The sequence below is a fragment of the Candidatus Binatus sp. genome (assembly GCF_036567905.1).
In the GTDB taxonomy this organism is placed as follows: Bacteria; Desulfobacterota; Binatia; order Binatales; family Binataceae; genus Binatus.
Genome location: NZ_DATCTO010000011.1, coordinates 33105 through 50651, shown reverse-complemented (window position 1 = coordinate 50651; position 17547 = coordinate 33105). Strand labels below are relative to the sequence as shown.

At 59.3% G+C, this 17547-nt stretch carries 14 protein-coding genes; 5 read left to right on the top strand and 9 right to left on the bottom strand.

Translation table 11 applies throughout. The features are described 5' to 3' along the window. Positions 1 to 38: 38 nt before the first annotated feature. Positions 39 to 3494: a kelch repeat-containing protein gene (locus VIO10_RS01355; protein ID WP_331958212.1), complete on the bottom strand. Its 3456-nt coding sequence runs from the start codon at positions 3492 to 3494 to the stop codon at positions 39 to 41. A gap of 338 nt (positions 3495 to 3832) precedes the next feature. Beyond that, positions 3833 to 6334 (bottom strand): choice-of-anchor D domain-containing protein, encoded by a 2502-nt coding sequence (locus VIO10_RS01350; RefSeq protein WP_331958210.1) that lies wholly within the window; start codon positions 6332 to 6334, stop codon positions 3833 to 3835. A gap of 617 nt (positions 6335 to 6951) precedes the next feature. Between VIO10_RS01350 and VIO10_RS01345 the strand changes: the two genes are divergently transcribed. Both VIO10_RS01345 and VIO10_RS01340 read left to right on the top strand, forming a co-directional pair. After that, positions 6952 to 8274, top strand: a complete 1323-nt coding sequence (locus VIO10_RS01345; protein WP_331958208.1) for an oligosaccharide flippase family protein — start codon at positions 6952 to 6954, stop codon at positions 8272 to 8274. A 9-nt stretch (positions 8275 to 8283) separates the two neighbouring features. Beyond that, entirely contained in the window at positions 8284 to 9315 is a 1032-nt protein-coding gene (locus VIO10_RS01340) for a glycosyltransferase family 2 protein (RefSeq protein ID WP_331958206.1), read from the top strand. Positions 9316 to 9322: 7 nt separating this feature from the next. Here VIO10_RS01340 and VIO10_RS01335 read toward each other — a convergent pair whose 3' ends face one another. Continuing rightward, positions 9323 to 10075 (bottom strand): TylF/MycF/NovP-related O-methyltransferase, encoded by a 753-nt coding sequence (locus tag VIO10_RS01335; RefSeq protein ID WP_331958204.1) that lies wholly within the window; start codon positions 10073 to 10075, stop codon positions 9323 to 9325. A 66-nt stretch (positions 10076 to 10141) separates the two neighbouring features. Between VIO10_RS01335 and VIO10_RS01330 the strand changes: the two genes are divergently transcribed. Both VIO10_RS01330 and VIO10_RS01325 read left to right on the top strand, forming a co-directional pair. After that, positions 10142 to 10891 (top strand): class I SAM-dependent methyltransferase, encoded by a 750-nt coding sequence (locus VIO10_RS01330; protein WP_331958202.1) that lies wholly within the window; start codon positions 10142 to 10144, stop codon positions 10889 to 10891. Between the two features lie 188 nt (positions 10892 to 11079). Next, positions 11080 to 11784: a class I SAM-dependent methyltransferase gene (locus VIO10_RS01325; protein ID WP_331958216.1), complete on the top strand. Its 705-nt coding sequence runs from the start codon at positions 11080 to 11082 to the stop codon at positions 11782 to 11784. 473 nt (positions 11785 to 12257) lie between these two features. On the opposite strand, the gene VIO10_RS01320 is transcribed toward VIO10_RS01325, so the two are convergent. The 5 genes from VIO10_RS01320 to VIO10_RS01300 form a co-directional block, all read right to left on the bottom strand. Then, the gene (locus tag VIO10_RS01320; RefSeq protein ID WP_331958200.1) at positions 12258 to 12671 is read right to left on the bottom strand and encodes a hypothetical protein; all 414 of its coding nucleotides are present in this window, start codon (positions 12669 to 12671) and stop codon (positions 12258 to 12260) included. Between the two features lie 85 nt (positions 12672 to 12756). Then, complete coding sequence (locus VIO10_RS01315) at positions 12757 to 14169, bottom strand: sugar transferase (RefSeq protein ID WP_331958198.1); 1413 nt, start codon at positions 14167 to 14169, stop codon at positions 12757 to 12759. A gap of 351 nt (positions 14170 to 14520) precedes the next feature. Next, positions 14521 to 14925, bottom strand: a complete 405-nt coding sequence (locus VIO10_RS01310; RefSeq protein ID WP_331958196.1) for a VOC family protein — start codon at positions 14923 to 14925, stop codon at positions 14521 to 14523. 21 nt (positions 14926 to 14946) lie between these two features. Continuing rightward, positions 14947 to 15687, bottom strand: a complete 741-nt coding sequence (locus VIO10_RS01305; protein WP_331958194.1) for a TylF/MycF/NovP-related O-methyltransferase — start codon at positions 15685 to 15687, stop codon at positions 14947 to 14949. Next, complete coding sequence (locus VIO10_RS01300) at positions 15674 to 16540, bottom strand: FkbM family methyltransferase (RefSeq protein ID WP_331958192.1); 867 nt, start codon at positions 16538 to 16540, stop codon at positions 15674 to 15676. Before VIO10_RS01300 ends, VIO10_RS01305 begins: the two co-directional genes overlap by 14 nt. Positions 16541 to 16762: 222 nt before the next feature. On the opposite strand from VIO10_RS01300, the gene VIO10_RS01295 reads away from it, so the two are divergent. Then, the gene (locus VIO10_RS01295; RefSeq protein ID WP_331958190.1) at positions 16763 to 17284 is read left to right on the top strand and encodes an acyltransferase; all 522 of its coding nucleotides are present in this window, start codon (positions 16763 to 16765) and stop codon (positions 17282 to 17284) included. Here VIO10_RS01295 and VIO10_RS01290 read toward each other — a convergent pair. Further along, on the bottom strand, positions 17279 to 17539 hold the full coding sequence (locus VIO10_RS01290; protein WP_331958188.1) for a hypothetical protein: 261 nt from the start codon (positions 17537 to 17539) through the stop codon (positions 17279 to 17281). The two genes, VIO10_RS01295 and VIO10_RS01290, sit on opposite strands and share 6 nt — an antisense overlap. Positions 17540 to 17547: the final 8 nt, after the last annotated feature.

Sequence of the window (17547 nt, the reverse complement as noted above, 5' to 3'; positions counted from 1 at the left end):
TCGCGCTCCTTTTTTAGGAGCGCGACCGCGCGAATCCTTTAGTATCCCGTGCCGCTCACTGCGACGTTCTGAGTGCCGGTCCCCCCGTTGTCAAAGACGCTCAGGGTTCCGCTTTGGATGCCGGTTCTCGACGGCGTGAAGGTCACGTCGATCGTGCAGGTGCCGGCAACGCTGCCGGTGCACGTCGTGCTTGCCACGCTGAACTCACCACTGCCGCCGCTGATGGTAAAAGGCGGGTTGAAAGTCATCGGCTCTGGGTTCGGGTTGGTTACGTTCACGGACACAGTGCTGGGCGTACCGACCGTCACCTTGCCGAATTTCAGCGGATTCGGCGAAAACGTCGGCGCCACGAGCGTGCCGTTGCCTACTAGCGTGATCATCGAAGGGCTGTTTCCGGCGTCACTGTTGACCGTCAGGGTTTCCGAACACGGGCCGGGCGAAGTCGGAGCAAATCTCACTCCAATCGTGCACGTAGCCCGTGGTGGAATCGGTCCAATTGATCCCTTGGGCCCCAGGATCGCTCCGCTGCAGCCATCGCTGCTGACCTGTATGCCGCAGCTATCGACCAACGCGATGCTGGTCACGGTGAGCTCAACCGGAGTGGGATTGGGATTGCTCATCGTCACAGTCTTGGCCGCGCTGGTATTGCCCACCACGGTGTTGGGAAAATTGACGGTAAGCGATTGGTTGATCAATCCGCTTATGCCAGTGCCTTTGAGCGACACGTATTTCGTGCCTCCGGGAGAATTCGAGGGAAAGCTCATCGTTCCGGTGAAGGTCGTTGCCGCGTTAGCGGTGAAATTGACGCTGACAGTGCAGCTGCCGCCGGATGGGGCAAGCGTCACGCCGGAGCAATGATCGGCCACTATCGCGAATTGCGAGGGGCTGACCGTAACGGTGCCCATGTGGATCGGGTTCGCGGACTCATTTGCTGCCGTTTCGATCCTGGCTGGCGACGTGGTCGTGCCGGTGCCGGTATCCTGACCAACCACCGAGTATGCGAAGATTACCGAGTACGGCGTGACCTTCAGCGGTGTATACACGGCCTGAGTAACGGCATTCGACGTGCTGCCGATGTAAAGGCACGCGCTGGGAACATAGACGGCCGTGATCGAGTGGTTACCCATCGCCAGCGACGAGGTCGTGTAGGCCGCCTGGTCGGAGCTTGGGCTGCCCAGAGGCACCCCCGTCGCTATCGGCGTGACCCCGTCATCGAACGTAACCGTGCCGCAGGTGACCGGGTTTCCGCTGCTCGTCACGGTCGCGGTGAAGGTCACCGACTGACCATACGGTGACGGATTCAGACTTGAAGTCAGCGTCGTGGTGGTCGCGCACGTATTCACGACCAGCGTGCCGGTGGTGGTCTTGGTCGTGTCCGCCACGGCCTGCACGGTAAAGGGATACGTTCCCGCAGGGGTGTTGTTGGCGCCGCCGCAGGTGGTGGTGAGCGTCAGTGCTGACGTGCTGCCGTTGTGTACGCTCGAAATAGGATTCGGGACGAACGTTGCGGTGACGCCTGTGGGCAGCGCGGTCGTCACGCTCAAAGCTGCGCTAAGCGCACCCCCACCGCCGTTGGTCGTCAACGTAGTCGTGTAAGCCGCAGGATTGCCTGCGGTGACCGTGACCGGTGATGGTGTGACGGCGATGCTTGTTAGAGTCTGGGCGCACGCATTGACCGTTAGGGTTTGTGAGGAGCTCGTGGTGTAGTGATTGTCGTTCCCCTCTCCGGCTACGTAAAAGTGATAGGTTCCCGCAGGGGTGTTGTTGGCGCCGCCGCACGTCGTGGTGATCGTCAGCGTCGACTTGTGGCCGGAGCCGCAAGCCGTAACATCGCCTCCCGGATCAATGGGATTCGGAGAGAAGGACCAACCTGCGCCGGCGGGCTTCAGGTACGGCGCGGTTCCGGCGTTCCACGCAGTCGGGGCCGTGTTGGAGTTCACAAGTCCGCCGGTAGCGGCAGTGGTGTAAGTGGCGCTAGTGACCTCGTTTGCGGTTTGCGTGCAATAGGCCGTATAGCTTGCGGGGTTTCCGGCCGTAACCGTGCCGGTTACCACCGCTACCGTGACGGAAGCGATATGGTCGGTGAAGCGATCCTGCGCGGTCAGTCCCGAGGTCGCCCCGGTCGCCGTCATCACGAATGTCACGCCGCCGTCGGTGTCTTCGATATAGTAATTGTAGTCGGTGAATGAGCCGGTAGAATCCGCACTGTCGGTCAGTTCGGTGTTGTCGCCATCGGACTCCTGAATCTGGGTGATGACCGTCTCGCCGGGTGCGAATCCGGCGCCGTAAATGATGACCGGCGAGCCCGGCGGATAGTCGGGCTGGTCGGTGCGGATGGTCTGATAGGAAAACGTCTCGGCCAGCGCGAGCGGAGCGCCGGTGTCGTCGAGTCCGCCGCTCAGCAGCACCTGCCCGACCGCAGGCACGGCAAAGAAATTGGCCGCGAACTCATCGCGCGCGGTGCTCATCTCGCCGTTGTCGACAAAGTCGCTGACAATCGGATCGTAAAGTTCGGTCGCGGCGACCGGCGCGCCCGCGCTGGTGCCGCCCGCGATCAACACCTTGCCGTTGTAAGGCAGAGTCACGCCGAGGTGGCCGCTGCGCGCGGTCTTCATCTGCGCGGTGAGCGTGGTGAAAGTACCGGTCGTGGGATCGAACTCCTCGGCCGTATCCAGGTCGTTGCCGGCGGCATCCCGGCCGCCTTCAATCAGCACGTCGCCATTCATATCGTACAGCATCGATGCGCTCGCCAGCGTGCGCGCCGCGTTGAGGCTTCCGGTCTCGGTGACGGCGCCGGTGGCGGGATTGTAAATCTCGCCGCTGGCAAGCGGACCGGAAGAATTCGAGCCGGCGGCGATCAGCACGGTGCCGTCGGCGAGGATCGTGGCAGTATGATCCTGCCGCGCGCTGTGCAAACTGGCCGTCGCCACCGAAAATGTTTGCGAGACCGGATTGTAGATCTCAAGGCTGGCGAGCTGTCCCGACGTGCCGGCCCCGCCGGCGATCAGCACGGTGCCGTCCTGGAGCAGCGTGGCGGTGTGATGGCTGCGCGCGGTATTCATCGCAGGCAGCGTGACGAATGCGCCCAGCGACGGATTGTACAGTTCCGCCGTGGCAACCGGCGCGCCTGAACCGTTAAGTCCACCCGCAAGCAGGACGGTGTTGTCGCCCAGCACCGTCGCAGTCAGACCGGAGACGGCGAGATTAAGGCCGGTCGGCAGCGTTGTGAAAGTATTGCCCGACAGGCTGTAAATTTCAGCGCTCGTTAGCGCGCCGGAGCTGCCGGTGCCGCCGACGATCAGCGCCTCGCCGTTCGGAAGCATCCCGGCGGCGTGATTGGCGCGCGCGGTGTTGAGACTGGCGGAAATCGTCCATACGCCCGGTGCCTCCGCCGCTATTGGAAGCGCCAGCACGAGGATGACGAGCAGAGATTTCAGGACGATAGCGCCAATGCGACCCGCGGTTCCGCGGGGAGTTTGACTGATCAATTGCATATTTTCCCCTTCCCGTTTTCGCTCGATCCCAAAACGGCGGACTCGCGCAAAGCCCGAAACAGCCTTGCGTAGTCCCTTCGCCGCCGTGCCTGAAGAACCACCAAGCTTGGGCAATTAGCGCGGGATTATCACAAAATATCCGCTATAAGTAAATAGGGCACAAGGTGGGCTAAAAGGATGCCTGAAAGTCATCAAAAATCGACAGTTTGTAGTGTATCGTTTGAATACAGTCAGACGGGAAGGCCGACTTTGAGGCGGTCTTCTTGAAGCAGGGATCGGGGGGGGCGCTGATCACCCGCGTCGATCAGCAATCTCGCATGGTCCGCGTTGAGGAACCGCTAGCTGTTTCCGGTGCCGCTCAAATCAACCACCTGCGGATTATTGATGGCGTTGTCGTTGAGCGGCAAGTGGCCGGTTCGCTTCCCCGTGGCGGTCGGCTTGAAAGTGACGCGGATACGGCATGAATTGCGCGCTGCCAGGCTGGCGCCGCAGGTATTGGTTTGCGCAAAGTCGCCGGTAACCGACATTCCAGCAATTTTCACCGCTACGCCGCTGGCGTTGGTCACCTTCAAAGTCTTGGCTGAACTCATGGTGCCGAGTCTATGAGCTCCGAATTTCAATTTCTTAGGCGAGATCGACAATGCGCCGGGTGTGGGCGTGGCGGTGGGCGTCGCGGAGGCCGTCGCCGTTGCGGTCCGAGTCGCAGTTGGCGTTGCTGTCGCAGTCGCCGTCTTGGTCGCAGTCGCTGTGATAGTCGCGGTCATGGTTGCTGTTCGAGTCGCACTCGACGTTGCGGTACGAGTCGGAGTTGCCGTAACAACTGAAGTCGCCGTGGCAGTTGAGGTTGGCGCTGGCGTTGGGGACCCAGTGGGAGTCGCGGTGGCGGCGGTCGTCGGCGTCGCGCTTGGAATGGGCGTCGGCGCCGGAGCGGAATTGCTGATGAGAAGGACATGCGCCTGGTAAGGCTCGAATGCCTCGGAGAAGGTCGTGCTGGAGTCCGGCGCAGTGCTGACTCCGGTGTCGTCGTCGATAATGCTGGCCGCCGGCTGCGCAAGCGTGAACTCGGCGGTGACCCCCGACGCGGTGTAGTTGTACGAGAACAGGTAGCGGGTTCCGTCGGCGCCGATCTTGGTCTTGGTGAACACGGTGCCCGCCGCGGAGTTCGCGGTGATCACCGCGGCGTCGGGGCTGAGCAGCACCGGCTCCAACGATTTGATCTCGGTGGTCACATTGATCAGCTCCTGGTAAAGCGCCGCGTGCTCGACCGGGTCTTTCACGTACGAGAGACCGCGCAGGCCATATTCCCAATAAAAGAGGCCGGTCGCACCCTCGACGATCGCCATCCAGCTCATATCGTGCAGTTGCTGCTGGGTCGGCCAAGCGGATTCCAGGTCCAATTGAAAAAACTGGATGACGGTCCACACCGGGCGCGAGCCGTGCCCGGTCTGATACGCGGCGCGAGTGCGATCGGCAACTTCGGCGAGATCGTTTCCGGTGGCCTGGGCGAGGGGATAGGCATCGACGCCCAGAATATCGACGGTGTCCTTCCACAACGGGAGGTCGAGCGGGCGGTTGAGCACCGCCAGGTTGAAGCCCGACGGATCGTGCGCCTTGATCAGCCCATACTGGTTGAACGTTTCCGGCTGCCGGCTGATCGCGGGCTCGTCGCCAACGTAGTATCCGACCACCCCGGAGTCGGACGACAATGCCGCCGCGTAATCGGAAATCAGCGTGTCCTGATCCTCGGTTCCAAATTCTTTGGCGGGGCCGGCAGGCCAGGCTGCAAGCCCCGTATAGAAGGCGGCCACATCGGGCAGAAACGAAATCCCAAACTGCTTCATCGCAGTAGTGTATGCGATAATCGCCCTCGTCGGGGCATTGGTAATGTAGTAGTTGATAATCATGTTGATCGGCGCCAGCGCGATCGCGGCAAGCCGCGTCGCGTAGTAAGCCGAGAGGTCCGAATAACCGGTCGTGTCGTAGATTCCAAGCACGAAGTGAGGATTGCCATCGATGAAATGCGCGAGATTAGCCGGGTCGATCCACGCCTTCATGCCCGCGCGCACCGATGCGTCAAGCTTCACGATCGCGTAGGGGCTCTGCGTCATCAACACGCTGCCGCTGGAATCCTCGAGTATTCCCGCAACCTGGTAGGTGCCAAGCGGCAAGGATGTCATGTCGAGAGTGCCCGTGAACTCAGTCGACTCGGGAGTGACGGTCTGGCTGGCGACAATCTTGCCGCTGGCGTCCGTCGCGTCGATTACGACTTGCAGGCTCGACAGCGCGGTTCCGGTAGTCGGAGTGACGGTCAGGTCCATGCTTGCGACCTGGCTTTGATCGGAAAACATCATTCCGCGGTAGTTCGGGTACAGCAGAAACATCTGTAGCCCCGGCGGTATCTCCTGCTGCAGCGACATGTTTGCAAACCACGCGCTTCCGGTCGGCACTGGGCCGTAGGTCTGAAGGCGAACAGCCGAGTTCACCCCTGAGGGGACGGTCAGATGCTGCAGAGTCGTGGTGGTCCAGTCGGTGGTACCGCTCATAATAGGCGAACGGCCATAGCCGAATAGATCGAAATCCGCGCCATCGTAAGACTTCAAGCCCGTAAAGTTTTCAGTCATAAACTGGCCGCTCAGCGTGTACTCCTGCCCACTGATGACCGCGAGCGAATTCTTCGCGACCGGAGCAAGGCTGGTGCAAGTTGCGAGTTGGCTCAACTCCAGGCTGGCGGCGCCGTTGGGCGCCAGAGTGGTGGGATCCACACTGAAGCAGGCGCTCGAAAATATCCAACCGGTTGTACCTTGCGAGAAATCGCCGTTCACCAGCAGATTAGACCCCAACGACCAACCGACTTCCGGAGCGGTCAAGCCGCCGTCGACAACTGTCTGAGCAAAGGCGGGAGATCCGCGTATCAGGGAAAGAGTATACAATAGTAATACCAAAACAGAGCATTTAGCTAATGACCTAGTAGCTAATGATGTAATAGATAATGATGTATAGTATCGGTATCGATGCGACATGATCGTTGCCCCCGCTCGAGTCGATGTGCACTTCACAATCGCTCAAAGAGCAACTTCCCTGCCGCTGGAGGTGTGTCATCGATCAGTACTCACTGATGTTCCAAGGTGGAACACTCTGTCGCGTAACAACGCACGATCTTCGCGTTGATGACGCATTTCATTTGGCGAACGAGCTAGCCGAGATTCTCCGCTGTTCGAGCACTTGATTTTCGAGCGTCGATGGAGGCCGATGAGACTCCATGGCGCAAAGTTGAGATGAGATGCGACATGGAATTGGCGGTACTGTCCGAAACCGGACAGGACCGAATTGGCCGGCGAGAGTGCCGACTTCCCTAAGATTCGAGGAACGGGTCCGCGCCCTGCCCCGCTATGCCCGGACGGCAGTTACGTGGCATAGTGGCGGACCACAGTTTTGCTATGGAGAGCGAATCGTCACAATGCCCCCCGAGCCGGTAACCCGGGCCGCGCCATCGGTGGAGGCGGCGCCGGAGATGAACGCCGCGGACGCAAGCGACCGCCAGGAGGAAACCTCTCTCAAACTCAGGGAGGCTCTATTCAAAACATTCTTCACCGGTCTTTCATGGACCGCAGCGGCGCGCGGACTGACCTCGATTGTCACCGTTGCGCGGTACATCGTCTTCGTGCGGTTGCTCAAACCCTTTGACTTCGGCGTGATCGCCAGTGCGACATTGGTCTGCACGGCGCTGAGTGCGGTAAGCGATCCGCGCATGGGGCAGGCGCTCATTCAGCAAGAGGATCGGATCGATCCGTATCTTGACACTCTATTCACGACCTATCTCGTGCGCAGCCTGATTATCGGATTGATGCTGGTTGTGTTCTCGCGTCCGCTGGGCAACTTTTTCCATTTGGGCGACGCATACACGGTTTTCTGGGCGATAGTTCCACTTCCAATTCTGCAATCGATTCAGAGTCCGCGCCTTATTTCTCTCTATCGACGTCTCGATTTCCATTTCGTGACCATCCTGAACGTTTCGGAGGTTGCGGCGAGCTTCATATTCGGCCTGATGGCCGTGCTGTACTGGCGCGACTGGCGCGGTCTGGTGTTCTCGTTGCTCGCCGGCGCAGTAGTGCGGGATGTTCTGACCTACTGGCTATTTCCGCATTGGCCGCGGCTGGGTTTCAGCATGGCCCACGCGAGGACAATGCTGTCGTTCGGATTGTGGTTCAGTCTTGGTATCTTGTGCGACTTCATTGCGAAGCAACTCGACAATCTGACCGTGGGCCATCTGCTCGGACCCGGCGCGCTGGGTAACTACCAAATGGCCTTTCGCGCAGGCGAGATGCCGGTCGCGGAATTTACGATGTCCACTTCCGTGGTGGCGTTTCCGATGGTGGCGCGACTGCGCAAGGATCGCCACGCAAGAGTGCGCCTGTACTGGTCCCTGATAGGGGTGGTGGCTGCGGTCGGGCTGGGATACGCCGCGTTCATATTCGCCTTTGGACGGACGGTCGTTCTCCGGTTATTCGGACCAGCCTGGATTCACGCGGTGCCCCCGCTCAAGGTCCTGTGTATTTACGGGCTCCTGCAGGGGATCCTGGTAGTCGGGCGAAGCTTTCTCACCGGGCTTGGAAAACCGGAGCGCTACGTTATCGTGGCTGCCACTCGGGCAGCGGTTCTGGCGATCGCGATCTATCCATTGACAGCATGGCACGGCCCCACCGGCGCCGCGGCCGCGGGCGTAATATCTATTTTGGTCGCGCTGCCGATAATGGCCTATCTGCTGCAGCGGACGGATTAGGCTGGCGAGATGAGTTCGGTCAGCACGGCGACGGCGCCATCACCGCAATCGGGACGGCCGCTGGTCAGCATCTTAGTCATCAACTATAACTACGGACGATTCCTCCGCTCCGCAGTTGACAGCGCACTCGCACAGACATATCCGAACGTCGAGGTGATTGCCGTGGACGACGGCTCAACTGACGCCTCGCGTGACGTAATCGAGTCTTACGGCAGCCGGATTTCGTCGGTATTCAAGCGCAACGGGGGGCATGGGTCAGCGCTCAACGCCGGCTTCACCGCGAGCCGGGGCGAGTTGGTGATATTCCTCGACGCGGACGATGAGCTGCTTCCCACCGCAGCGGCTGAGGTGGTAGAGGCGTGGCGGCCCGGCATCGCAAAGGTGCAGTTTCAGTTGGAGATGGTCGACGCGAATAAAGTTCCGCTTGGAATTCGCGTCCCCAAATTTGAAGTCTTTCTGCCAAATGGAGATCTGCGCAACCTCATCCGGCGTTGCGGGGAATATCCAAGTGCTTCGTCCAGTGGGAATGCGTTCAATCGCGCAGCGCTCGAGAGATTGATGCCGCTGGACGAACAGGACTGGACCGCGGTCGCGGAGAAACCGCTCGTGACGTTGACGCCATTCTTCGGCGATGTTGTGTCGCTTCGAAAATCACTCGGTCTGTACCGGATACATGATACGAACGAGTCCAATCTTGGCGGACGCTATCTCGACCGGCTCCACCGCCGGCTGACCGGAACTTCCTATTTACCCGAAACTCTGTGCAAGACTGCGAAAAGGAAAGGAATCGACCTGGATACGCGAGTGGTTGGATCAACGCTTCGAATGACAAAAATGAAAATAAGCTCACTCCGCCTGGACCCTGCCACTCATCCGATCGCCGCTGACAGCCGGTTTGGACTGCTGGTCAAGGGAATCAGGGCGCTGGCGCGCGAGCCAAATCTATCGATGCGAAACCGGTTAGCCAACGCTGTGTGGCTGACGATGATGGCAGTCGGACCGATGGCGGTCGTCAGACGGTTGACCGCGCCCGAGCGATAGACACGGCCTAAGGACTTGAGCGGAGCGAACCGTCCGCCGGCACTTGCGGACCACCGGGCCTTATCAAGTAGGCAGCGCGATCGTGGAACTGGCGAAGCCTTGGGACCGCATTCGGCGACGCGATACGGCCAAGAAATTCATTGACCGCGCGCGCGCATCCATCCCAGGTGTAATAGTCATCGACAATTACTATTCCGCCTGGCGCCACATGCGGGTACAGATTCTCGAGGCAGACGCGGGTGGAATCGTACCAATCGCCGTCGAGCCGCAGCACTGCGATCTCGCCAGGAGGAGCGAACCCCGGGGTCGTTTCATTGAACCATCCCTTGACCAGCGAAAATGAAGTCGCGCCGGAAAGCTTCATTGCCGCCGCAGCTTCTTCTTCCGCGGCGGCGCAGTTGTTGTAGTAGGTCGGTGATTTGGTATTGCTTTGCCACGCGGTCGCCGCCGCACCGTCGAGATCTTCGCGCGCGGGCGGCAATCCCTCGAAACTGTCGAACAGAAAGTAGTGCCTATTGGGACCGAGCACCTCGGCCATACCGGCGCTCATTCCCCCGCGCCACACCCCGCACTCCACCACGCACCCGGAAATCTTCCTGAACTCGAAGCAGAGTTCCAAGTTGTTGACGTACTTGACTTCGTGAATCATCGTATAGGCGCGAAATTTCCTGTAGATTTTACCGAAGCTTGAGCGAAGGCGACGCCTTTCCAGATTGGCCGCGATAAATCCGGGTTTGGGCAGCAGATCCGAGAGATTCATCTTCCGCGATGGTATCTGACAGCGCCGTTGTTTGCTAATCGTTAGACAGAATAGAGGCGGGGACTGATGCGCAAAAGCCTGGCTAACTATTACGCCGAAGATATGTATGAACGCGATCGTGCGCGCGATTCCGCTCGAATCGTCGTGCCGATGGTGGTGGCGCTGACTCATCCGTCCAGTGTGCTGGACGTAGGTTGCGGCCGCGGCGCATGGCTGGGCGAATTCAAGGCGCAGGGGATAGCGAAAATCGTCGGACTCGACGGCGACTATCTGAAGCCATCGACGCTGCTGTTTCCGGCCGATTGCTTTCGTCCAACCGATCTGAGCGGCAAATTCGAGATTCCCGCGGGTCGATTCGATTTGGCCATGTGCCTGGAGGTTGCGGAGCATCTGCCCGCACCCAATTCGCGGCACTTGGTGCGGCAGCTTACCTCGGCGGCGCCGCAAGTGCTGTTTTCCGCAGCGCCTCCCGGTCAGGGGGGCGAAGGGCACGTCAACTGTCAGCCCCTGTCCTACTGGCGGAAGATTTTTGAGGAGTTAGGATTCAGGATGCTCGATCCATTCCGGCCCAAGCTCCGCGACGACCGAAGGGTGGCGTGGTGGTATCGCCAGAATATTGTGTTGTTCGCATCGCCTGACGCGATCGCCGGCAATCCGGCGCTGGCGGGCTGCCCCGAGGTCGAGCAGGGACTTGAGTCTGAATGGGTCCATATGTGGGTGGCCGACGCGCAAGCGGAAGGCCCTGCCACGCGCGCGAGAAGGCTGACCCGACGGGTGCTGCGCCGCGCCTCGAAGGCATTGCGGCCTAAATCCTGAAGGGGATTCTCCGGCTCCTGAAGAGCCCTGCCCGTTCCATCCCGATCAACGCCGAATTGAAGCGGTAGAGTACCATGCCAACGGTTGAGCAAAACCTGATTTTGTGGGGCAAGCCGGACGGCTGGAAGGATGACGGCGACAAGTGGTCAGTAAAATGGGGCGGAACAGAGCTGGAGTGATGGACTTCGATCTTCCCACGCATTCGGAGCTTCATCCCCGCGTCCACGATTCTCGAAATTGCGCCCGGCTTCGGCCGCTGGATCCAGTTCCTCAAGGGATTTTGCGAGCAGCTTGTCGCCGTTGACGTCTCCCCTGCCTGCATCGAGAGGTGCAAGGAACGGTTCGCGTCGGACCCGCACGTGCGATGCTACGTGAATGACGGCAAGTCGCTGGCGATGGTTGAGGACAGGAGCGTTGACTTCGCGTTCAGCTTCGATTCGCTGGTGCATGTCGAGGCGGACGTAATCGCGGCCTATCTGAATCAACTCGGCAAGAAATTAAAGCCCGGCGGGTTCACCTTCCTCCATCACTCGAATCTCGAGTCGTACCGGAAGTCAATTTGGCTGCCCAAGGCGATTGGCCGGCCCCAGCCGATTGGCGCCGACGGCCGCCAAGACGGCACCGATGTCGCGGAGTCTGTGGCTACGACGGCGGCTGCAATCGAAGTTGACCGATTGGGGCCTCGTCAACACCTTCGACAACCGCGCCGAATCGATGAGCGCCAGGATATTCCGGGAATCATGAGACGCCGGCGGGCTCGATTGCAGGTCGCAGGAACTGGTCAATTGGAATCACGGTCCATCGCTGATCGATTGCTTTTCCGTGGTGACGCCGCGCGACGGGAATTCACGCAAGCCATCGCGGCTGCTCAAGAATCCTCATTTCATGGATGAAGCGCAACGGGCGCGCCGCATCGCGGAGTTTTATTCCGGTCGGTCGCAATATTAGGTCAGCGTGCGGCGCGCACTCGCGCCGGCTTAGATTGGTCTGCCTCAGCGGATGGCGCCTTTTCAGGCTGGGTTAGCGGCGGCCGACCGGTTCCGAAAAATTCCCCCCACCAGTAGTCCTGCTGAGGAATCTTGAATTCATCCATCGGACGCAGCTTGCGCCCGACAAGCCAAATGAGCGTGTCGCCCTTGGGGCGCTGAAGAATTCGCCTTTCTTTTTTTCTCCGGATCGGCGACCACTTCGGGCAGCGCCAGAATTTCCTCGTAGATGGGAACGTGTTGCGCAATTATGGGCATGGTGTCGCAGTTGGCAGCATACGCCCGAGGCTGTCAGAATCGCACGTTGGCCGCCATGGCCGTATGTATCTATACGTGAAGTTTTACAGGACGGTCCCGGTCGCAATCGCGCGGCCACGCAGTTACCGATCGACCACCTCGATAATCATCGGCTTCGACCAATAGGCGTGTTCCAGCACCAGATGTGAGGTCCCCGGGGATTCCCGCTGGAAGTAGAACACCTGCGAGCGGGCCTTCCAAGGTGTCCAATTTCGCGGGCGGCGCTCGTCAGGCCCCGCTATCAATTTCAGGCCCCCGCCCCAATTGCGGGCCACGTACCAGTAGTCGTCGTCGTAGCGCCGTAGCGGAAGCGTCACGATTAGTTGCTGCCCGGCCGAAAGTGCGACCGTCTTGCCCGTATTCTGCAGGTAAACGTGCAGGCAAACCTGGCGGCGCGGTTGACGCGCGGCGGATAGAGAAGAAGGCGCAGCGAAGAATCCAGCAATAATCGCGAAACACGCGAGCAGGCAAGACTGACGGAGTGATCGTTTAACCATGGTTGTGCTAAGCCTCTGGAGCACAACTCCTACCACACCGGCTGCCGGAAAAGAAGGCGGGCATTCGGGTGCATTAGGAATCCCGCTAGTTAGCACCCTTGCGCCGCAACACCGCCGGAACGGTTCGCAGCAATATCTCGAGGTCTTTGCCGAACGACTGGTCGCGGATGTATTCGAGGTCCAATTCGACGCGCTTGCGGTACTCCGCGATCTCGCTGCGGCCGCTGACCTGCCAATGGCCGGTCATCCCTGGTTTGGCGGACATGAAGAGCATCGCTGAATCGCCGTATTGAACCGCCTCGTGGGGCACGATAGGACGCGGCCCGACCAGGCTCATTTCACCGATTAAGACATTGAACAGTTGCGGCAGCTCGTCGAGGCTGGTGGCACGCAGGAATCTCCCAAGCGGAGCGAGGCGCGGATCTTCGCCGTTGGGAAGCTTGAAATTGTTTCCCAGGTATTTGGCGTACAGCGACGGCGAGTCCTTCAGGATTTGCTCCGCGTCGGCGCGCATGGTGCGGAATTTAAAGAGGGTAAAGGGCTTGCCGTCGAGACCCAGGCGCTTCTGGCGGAAAAGCGCGGGACCCCACGAGGTCAATTTTACCGCGACCGCAATCGCGGCGATCACCGGCGACAGAACGATCAACAGCAGCGCCGAGACGACAAAATCGACTGCGCGTTTAACCGCCGCCTGAACGGGGCTCAGCTCACCCTTGCTTACCGAAAGCACCGGAATCCCCGCGATATCGCCGAGCGACTGGCGGAACAGCCTCGTATCGAGCAGGCTGGGTATGATGTGGACGGACTTGCCTTGCTTGAGCAGGCTGAGCATGCGCCCCGCACTGGCCGGTCCGTCCCCCCCGTCGTTCACGCCGATGAGGTAAACGTCGTCAATCGCCTCGAGCGAAGCGGACTTGAAGTCGCGGTCAGACTCCACCCGATTGCCATTGCAATCAACCGCACGCTTTCCCGGCTGAACGTCTACCCGCTGGTAACCCATGGGATGCGCGGCAGTCAGAAGCTGCGCGAAGTGCTCGCAGGTTGCCTCGTCGCCACCGATCACGACCGCAGTCCGCCACTTATGCGCGGAGCGGCGCAGGCTGCGCAACACAAGCACAGTTCCCAGCTGCCTGACGAAGATGAGAAACATCGACGCGGTGATGAAATAACCGGTGAATTGCCGGCTCAGAAATTCAAATTTCAGTACAAAAATCGCCGCAATGGTCACCAAAGACCAGACCACCAATGTTTGTATCAGCCTGCGAGCAAGGAAATTGAGGCGTTCCGTGCGGTGGGCTTGATAGGTTTCCGTGTACGCGGTCAGCGTCAGCCAGGACAGGATCGCGAAAATTAAAAGTGACGAATACTGCGATTGCGCTTCCGAAGCCCCACCGGGCGGGAATACCTGGATCCTGCCCCAGTGCATCGCTAGCGCGATTTCTGTGGCCAGAAGGTAGCCGACGAAAATACAAATTGCGTCGGCAATTCGCTCCGCCACTTCCCTGCTATTTTGCGGATTCAACGTAATCCTACCGCCGGTGTCATTCCGGCATCCCAAGCTTTCGGGCAGCGGTTCCCTAAACTCGCCCTAGAGCCTCAATCAGTCGTATCTTTCGCCCCAAGCCCCCCACATTTAGCCGTGTTGCGACTTTATTGTCAAACTGTGCAAATTTGAAAAATCGTCACCTCCGGCGGGTGCTCATTTGGGTAATTTGCCAGCCAACGATTGGGCATTTTTTCCGTGTGCGCCCGCTTGAGGCAGCAAGATTCATTGCTGTTCTTTTAGGAACGATTTTGGCGCAGTGGTATCTGACCGCCAGTCCGGGTTGACGCAGTCAACTCCGAGCGATCAACCGCGTTCCAAATACTCGGTAAGCAGCTTGTCGGCGGTGTAGACCCAGGCGATCTGGCGCCCTCCGAAGGCGACGGCCGGCAATGGCTGCCGCACCACCAAGCCGCCGAGAGATCGGCTGAGCTGCAACTGCGCGATGAGCGAATCTACTTCGTAACAGAGGTGATGCAGCCCGCCACCGCGCTTGAGGAAATTTTGCACGGGGGACTTCTCACCGGACGGCTCGACTAATTCAATCAACGACTCGCTGGGCGAGGTTGTGGAACGCAGGAAGGTGACCCTGACTCCCTGCAAGGGATCGGCGATGATCCGTCCGTCCCATTGCGCGGAGACCGATCGGGCGAATCGCTCCACGATTTTTTCGATCGAGCCGACGACAAATCCAATGTGGTGCAGAGCCATCGACGCTCTTCACTGAATGCTTTAGCCGATGCGGCGGAAGGCAATGTACATCAGCGAGCGAGATGCGGACGCAACCTCAAACCGCATATTTGTTTCCGCGAGAAACTCGTCGAATGCCCGCAGCTCATTATTTCTGTCGCAGAATTCGTCAAAGTAGATGTACGTACCGATAGAGATGTAGCCCTTGAGAGCATTCAGCACGAACCTTGTCGACGAATAAAGATCCGCGTCAATGTTTATCACCAGCTGATCGTGCCGGGGCGGCCGATAGTTGGGAAGAGTGTCCTCAAACCAGCCCTTGAAGAACTTCACCCGCGGATCATCAATCTGGGGCGGCTGTCCATTGGTCGAGAAGAGTCCTTTCTTGTAGAGCATGTTCCACGATTCCGGCAGCCCTTCAAAACTGTCGAATCCGTGGAGACATGAATCAGGATGGCGCAGGCGCTCGCTCCAATACCGAATCGATCGGCCCTGCCAAACGCCAAATTCCAGATATAAAACTGGTTTATCGCGCACCGCGTTGATTAGCTGGTCGTACACGTTGGCTCTGGACTCCACGCGCCTGGGAATGACCAAGCCCTGGCTCTTAAGCCATCTGCCAACCTCGAGATAACTGATCGAGGCGTCCAGCGTATGGATCATTTCTTTGGATAAAATCGGTCCAAGCCGGGTCGCCAAATCCTTCATGGTGCGAAGGCGTTCGCCCCAGCTAATGCGAAGTGATGTGTCGTCGCGACCGCCAGTGTCTTCAGGTCCGTTCACAATGCAGATTCCACAGCAGGTTGGATTTCTCGCGTGATGGCAGTGCCGCGTACCGCGACACGAATTCATCGGGGTCGACCTGCTCACCAGACTCGATGTGATGGATGATGAATCCAGCCGTCTTGAAAGCGCGCAGAAACTCCACCGGGTCGCCGCCCGCCGCCTTCAGAGCCACTGGATCGAACTCGGTAATCACGTGGTCGCAGGTCGAGAGTATTCGCGGCATGCTCGCCAGTGCGCGCCATTCGCTGCCCTCGATATCCATCTTGATCAGGGAAACTTTGATTTCGGGAGGCAACTGATCGTCGAGGCGCACGCATTCGACCTCGATACCGCCGCGATTGCCAGCACGTTCGTACCCCAGCGAGGTGAGCGGTCCATTGGAAAACAGGCTGGCGGTTCCGGGTTGGTGGCTGACAGCCTTTGGGATCACTTTCACGTTACGAATGTGGTTTAGTTCGAGCGAATGGTAGAGCCGTTCCCGATTCGCGGGCTCGGGCTCAAAAGCGTACACACAGCCGCTATCGCCCACCAGCCCGGACAGCAGGCAAGCATGATAACCGTTTTCCGCGCCGATATCGACCACAACGTCGCCAGGCTCGACGACGCGTCTCATCAGCGCGACGATTTCCGGCTCCCAGGCGGGTTCATCGGCGCTGAAGGTAATACTTGGATCGAAACATGAGTCATACGGATCTATCGCAAGCTTATACCCGTTAGTCTCGATCACGTCGGAGACGAGCCGGCGCCGCAGGAAGCCTCTCACACTGCGGTAAAGCGGCGTCCCCCAGAGCCTCCCGTTGGTGATCCGTTTGCCCACCCGGTAGGCAAGCCGGTAGGCGAAAGTTGCCATACCTGAGTAACGTGGGTTTCTAGCTGCCTCGCTGGTCATTATCCTTTGCGTTTGACCCAAAGATCCGCGATTTCCTTCAGGATTGACGATCTATCACGATCATCGGCCGATCGCTATTGGACAGTTCCGGTATTTTCCTGCGGGGAACTCCGAACTCGGGGCAAAGCAGGCTTTCCGGCCGCCCTGTTGCGATTTCGTCCTTCAGTAAGGTAAGAGGCTGTTGTGCTCGATAGCGGAACTCCGAACGACAGTCCCCGATGGAAGGGCGAACGAGCTTATCGCGCGTCGGGCCGCCGTTCGTATATGCAACGGCTGCGGGCAAGAGTTCTGTCGCTTTTTGTTCCCTACATCCCAAGCTGGCGCGTGAGGTTGGTACTCTACCGTCTGATCGGCATCAACATCACTGGACGGGGCAACTACATTGGTCGCGAGTGCTATCTCGATACGGAATATCCAGAGTTGATAACCCTTGAGCCAGGAAGCAAACTTTCGCCTCGAGTGATCATTTTCTGTCACTCGAGCAATAGCGATTTACTCAGACCGGTAAGGCTCGGCGCGGATTGCTGGGTAGGGGCGGGCGCGATTATCGGTCCAGGGGTCACTATCGGCGCCGGCGCAGTAGTCGGCGCCGGCGCGGTGGTGATGTTAAACGTCTCTCCCGGAACGATAGTTATTGGTTCGCCAGCCCGGGTCGTTGGCAAGGTTAAAGCGCAAGCTCCGCTTAATCCGCCGACCGCCTCATGACCTCGGCTTGAATGACCGATGGCGGACCGCGAACAAATTATCAATGCGATCGAAGGACGCGAGTATCTGCGCGCGCTCGGTCTCGTGCGCGAGTTGTTTAAAGCGGCGCCGACCGTCGCGAACGCGCAATTTGCGTTGAAGCAAGTCGCCCCGATCCGCGAACACCTGGCGCTGGTTGCGTGCCGGCTGGCAATCCTGCGTTCGTTTACCGTCGAGCCGGTGGTTCCGATTCTTCGCGCACTCGCGCTGTTCCACGGCATCGA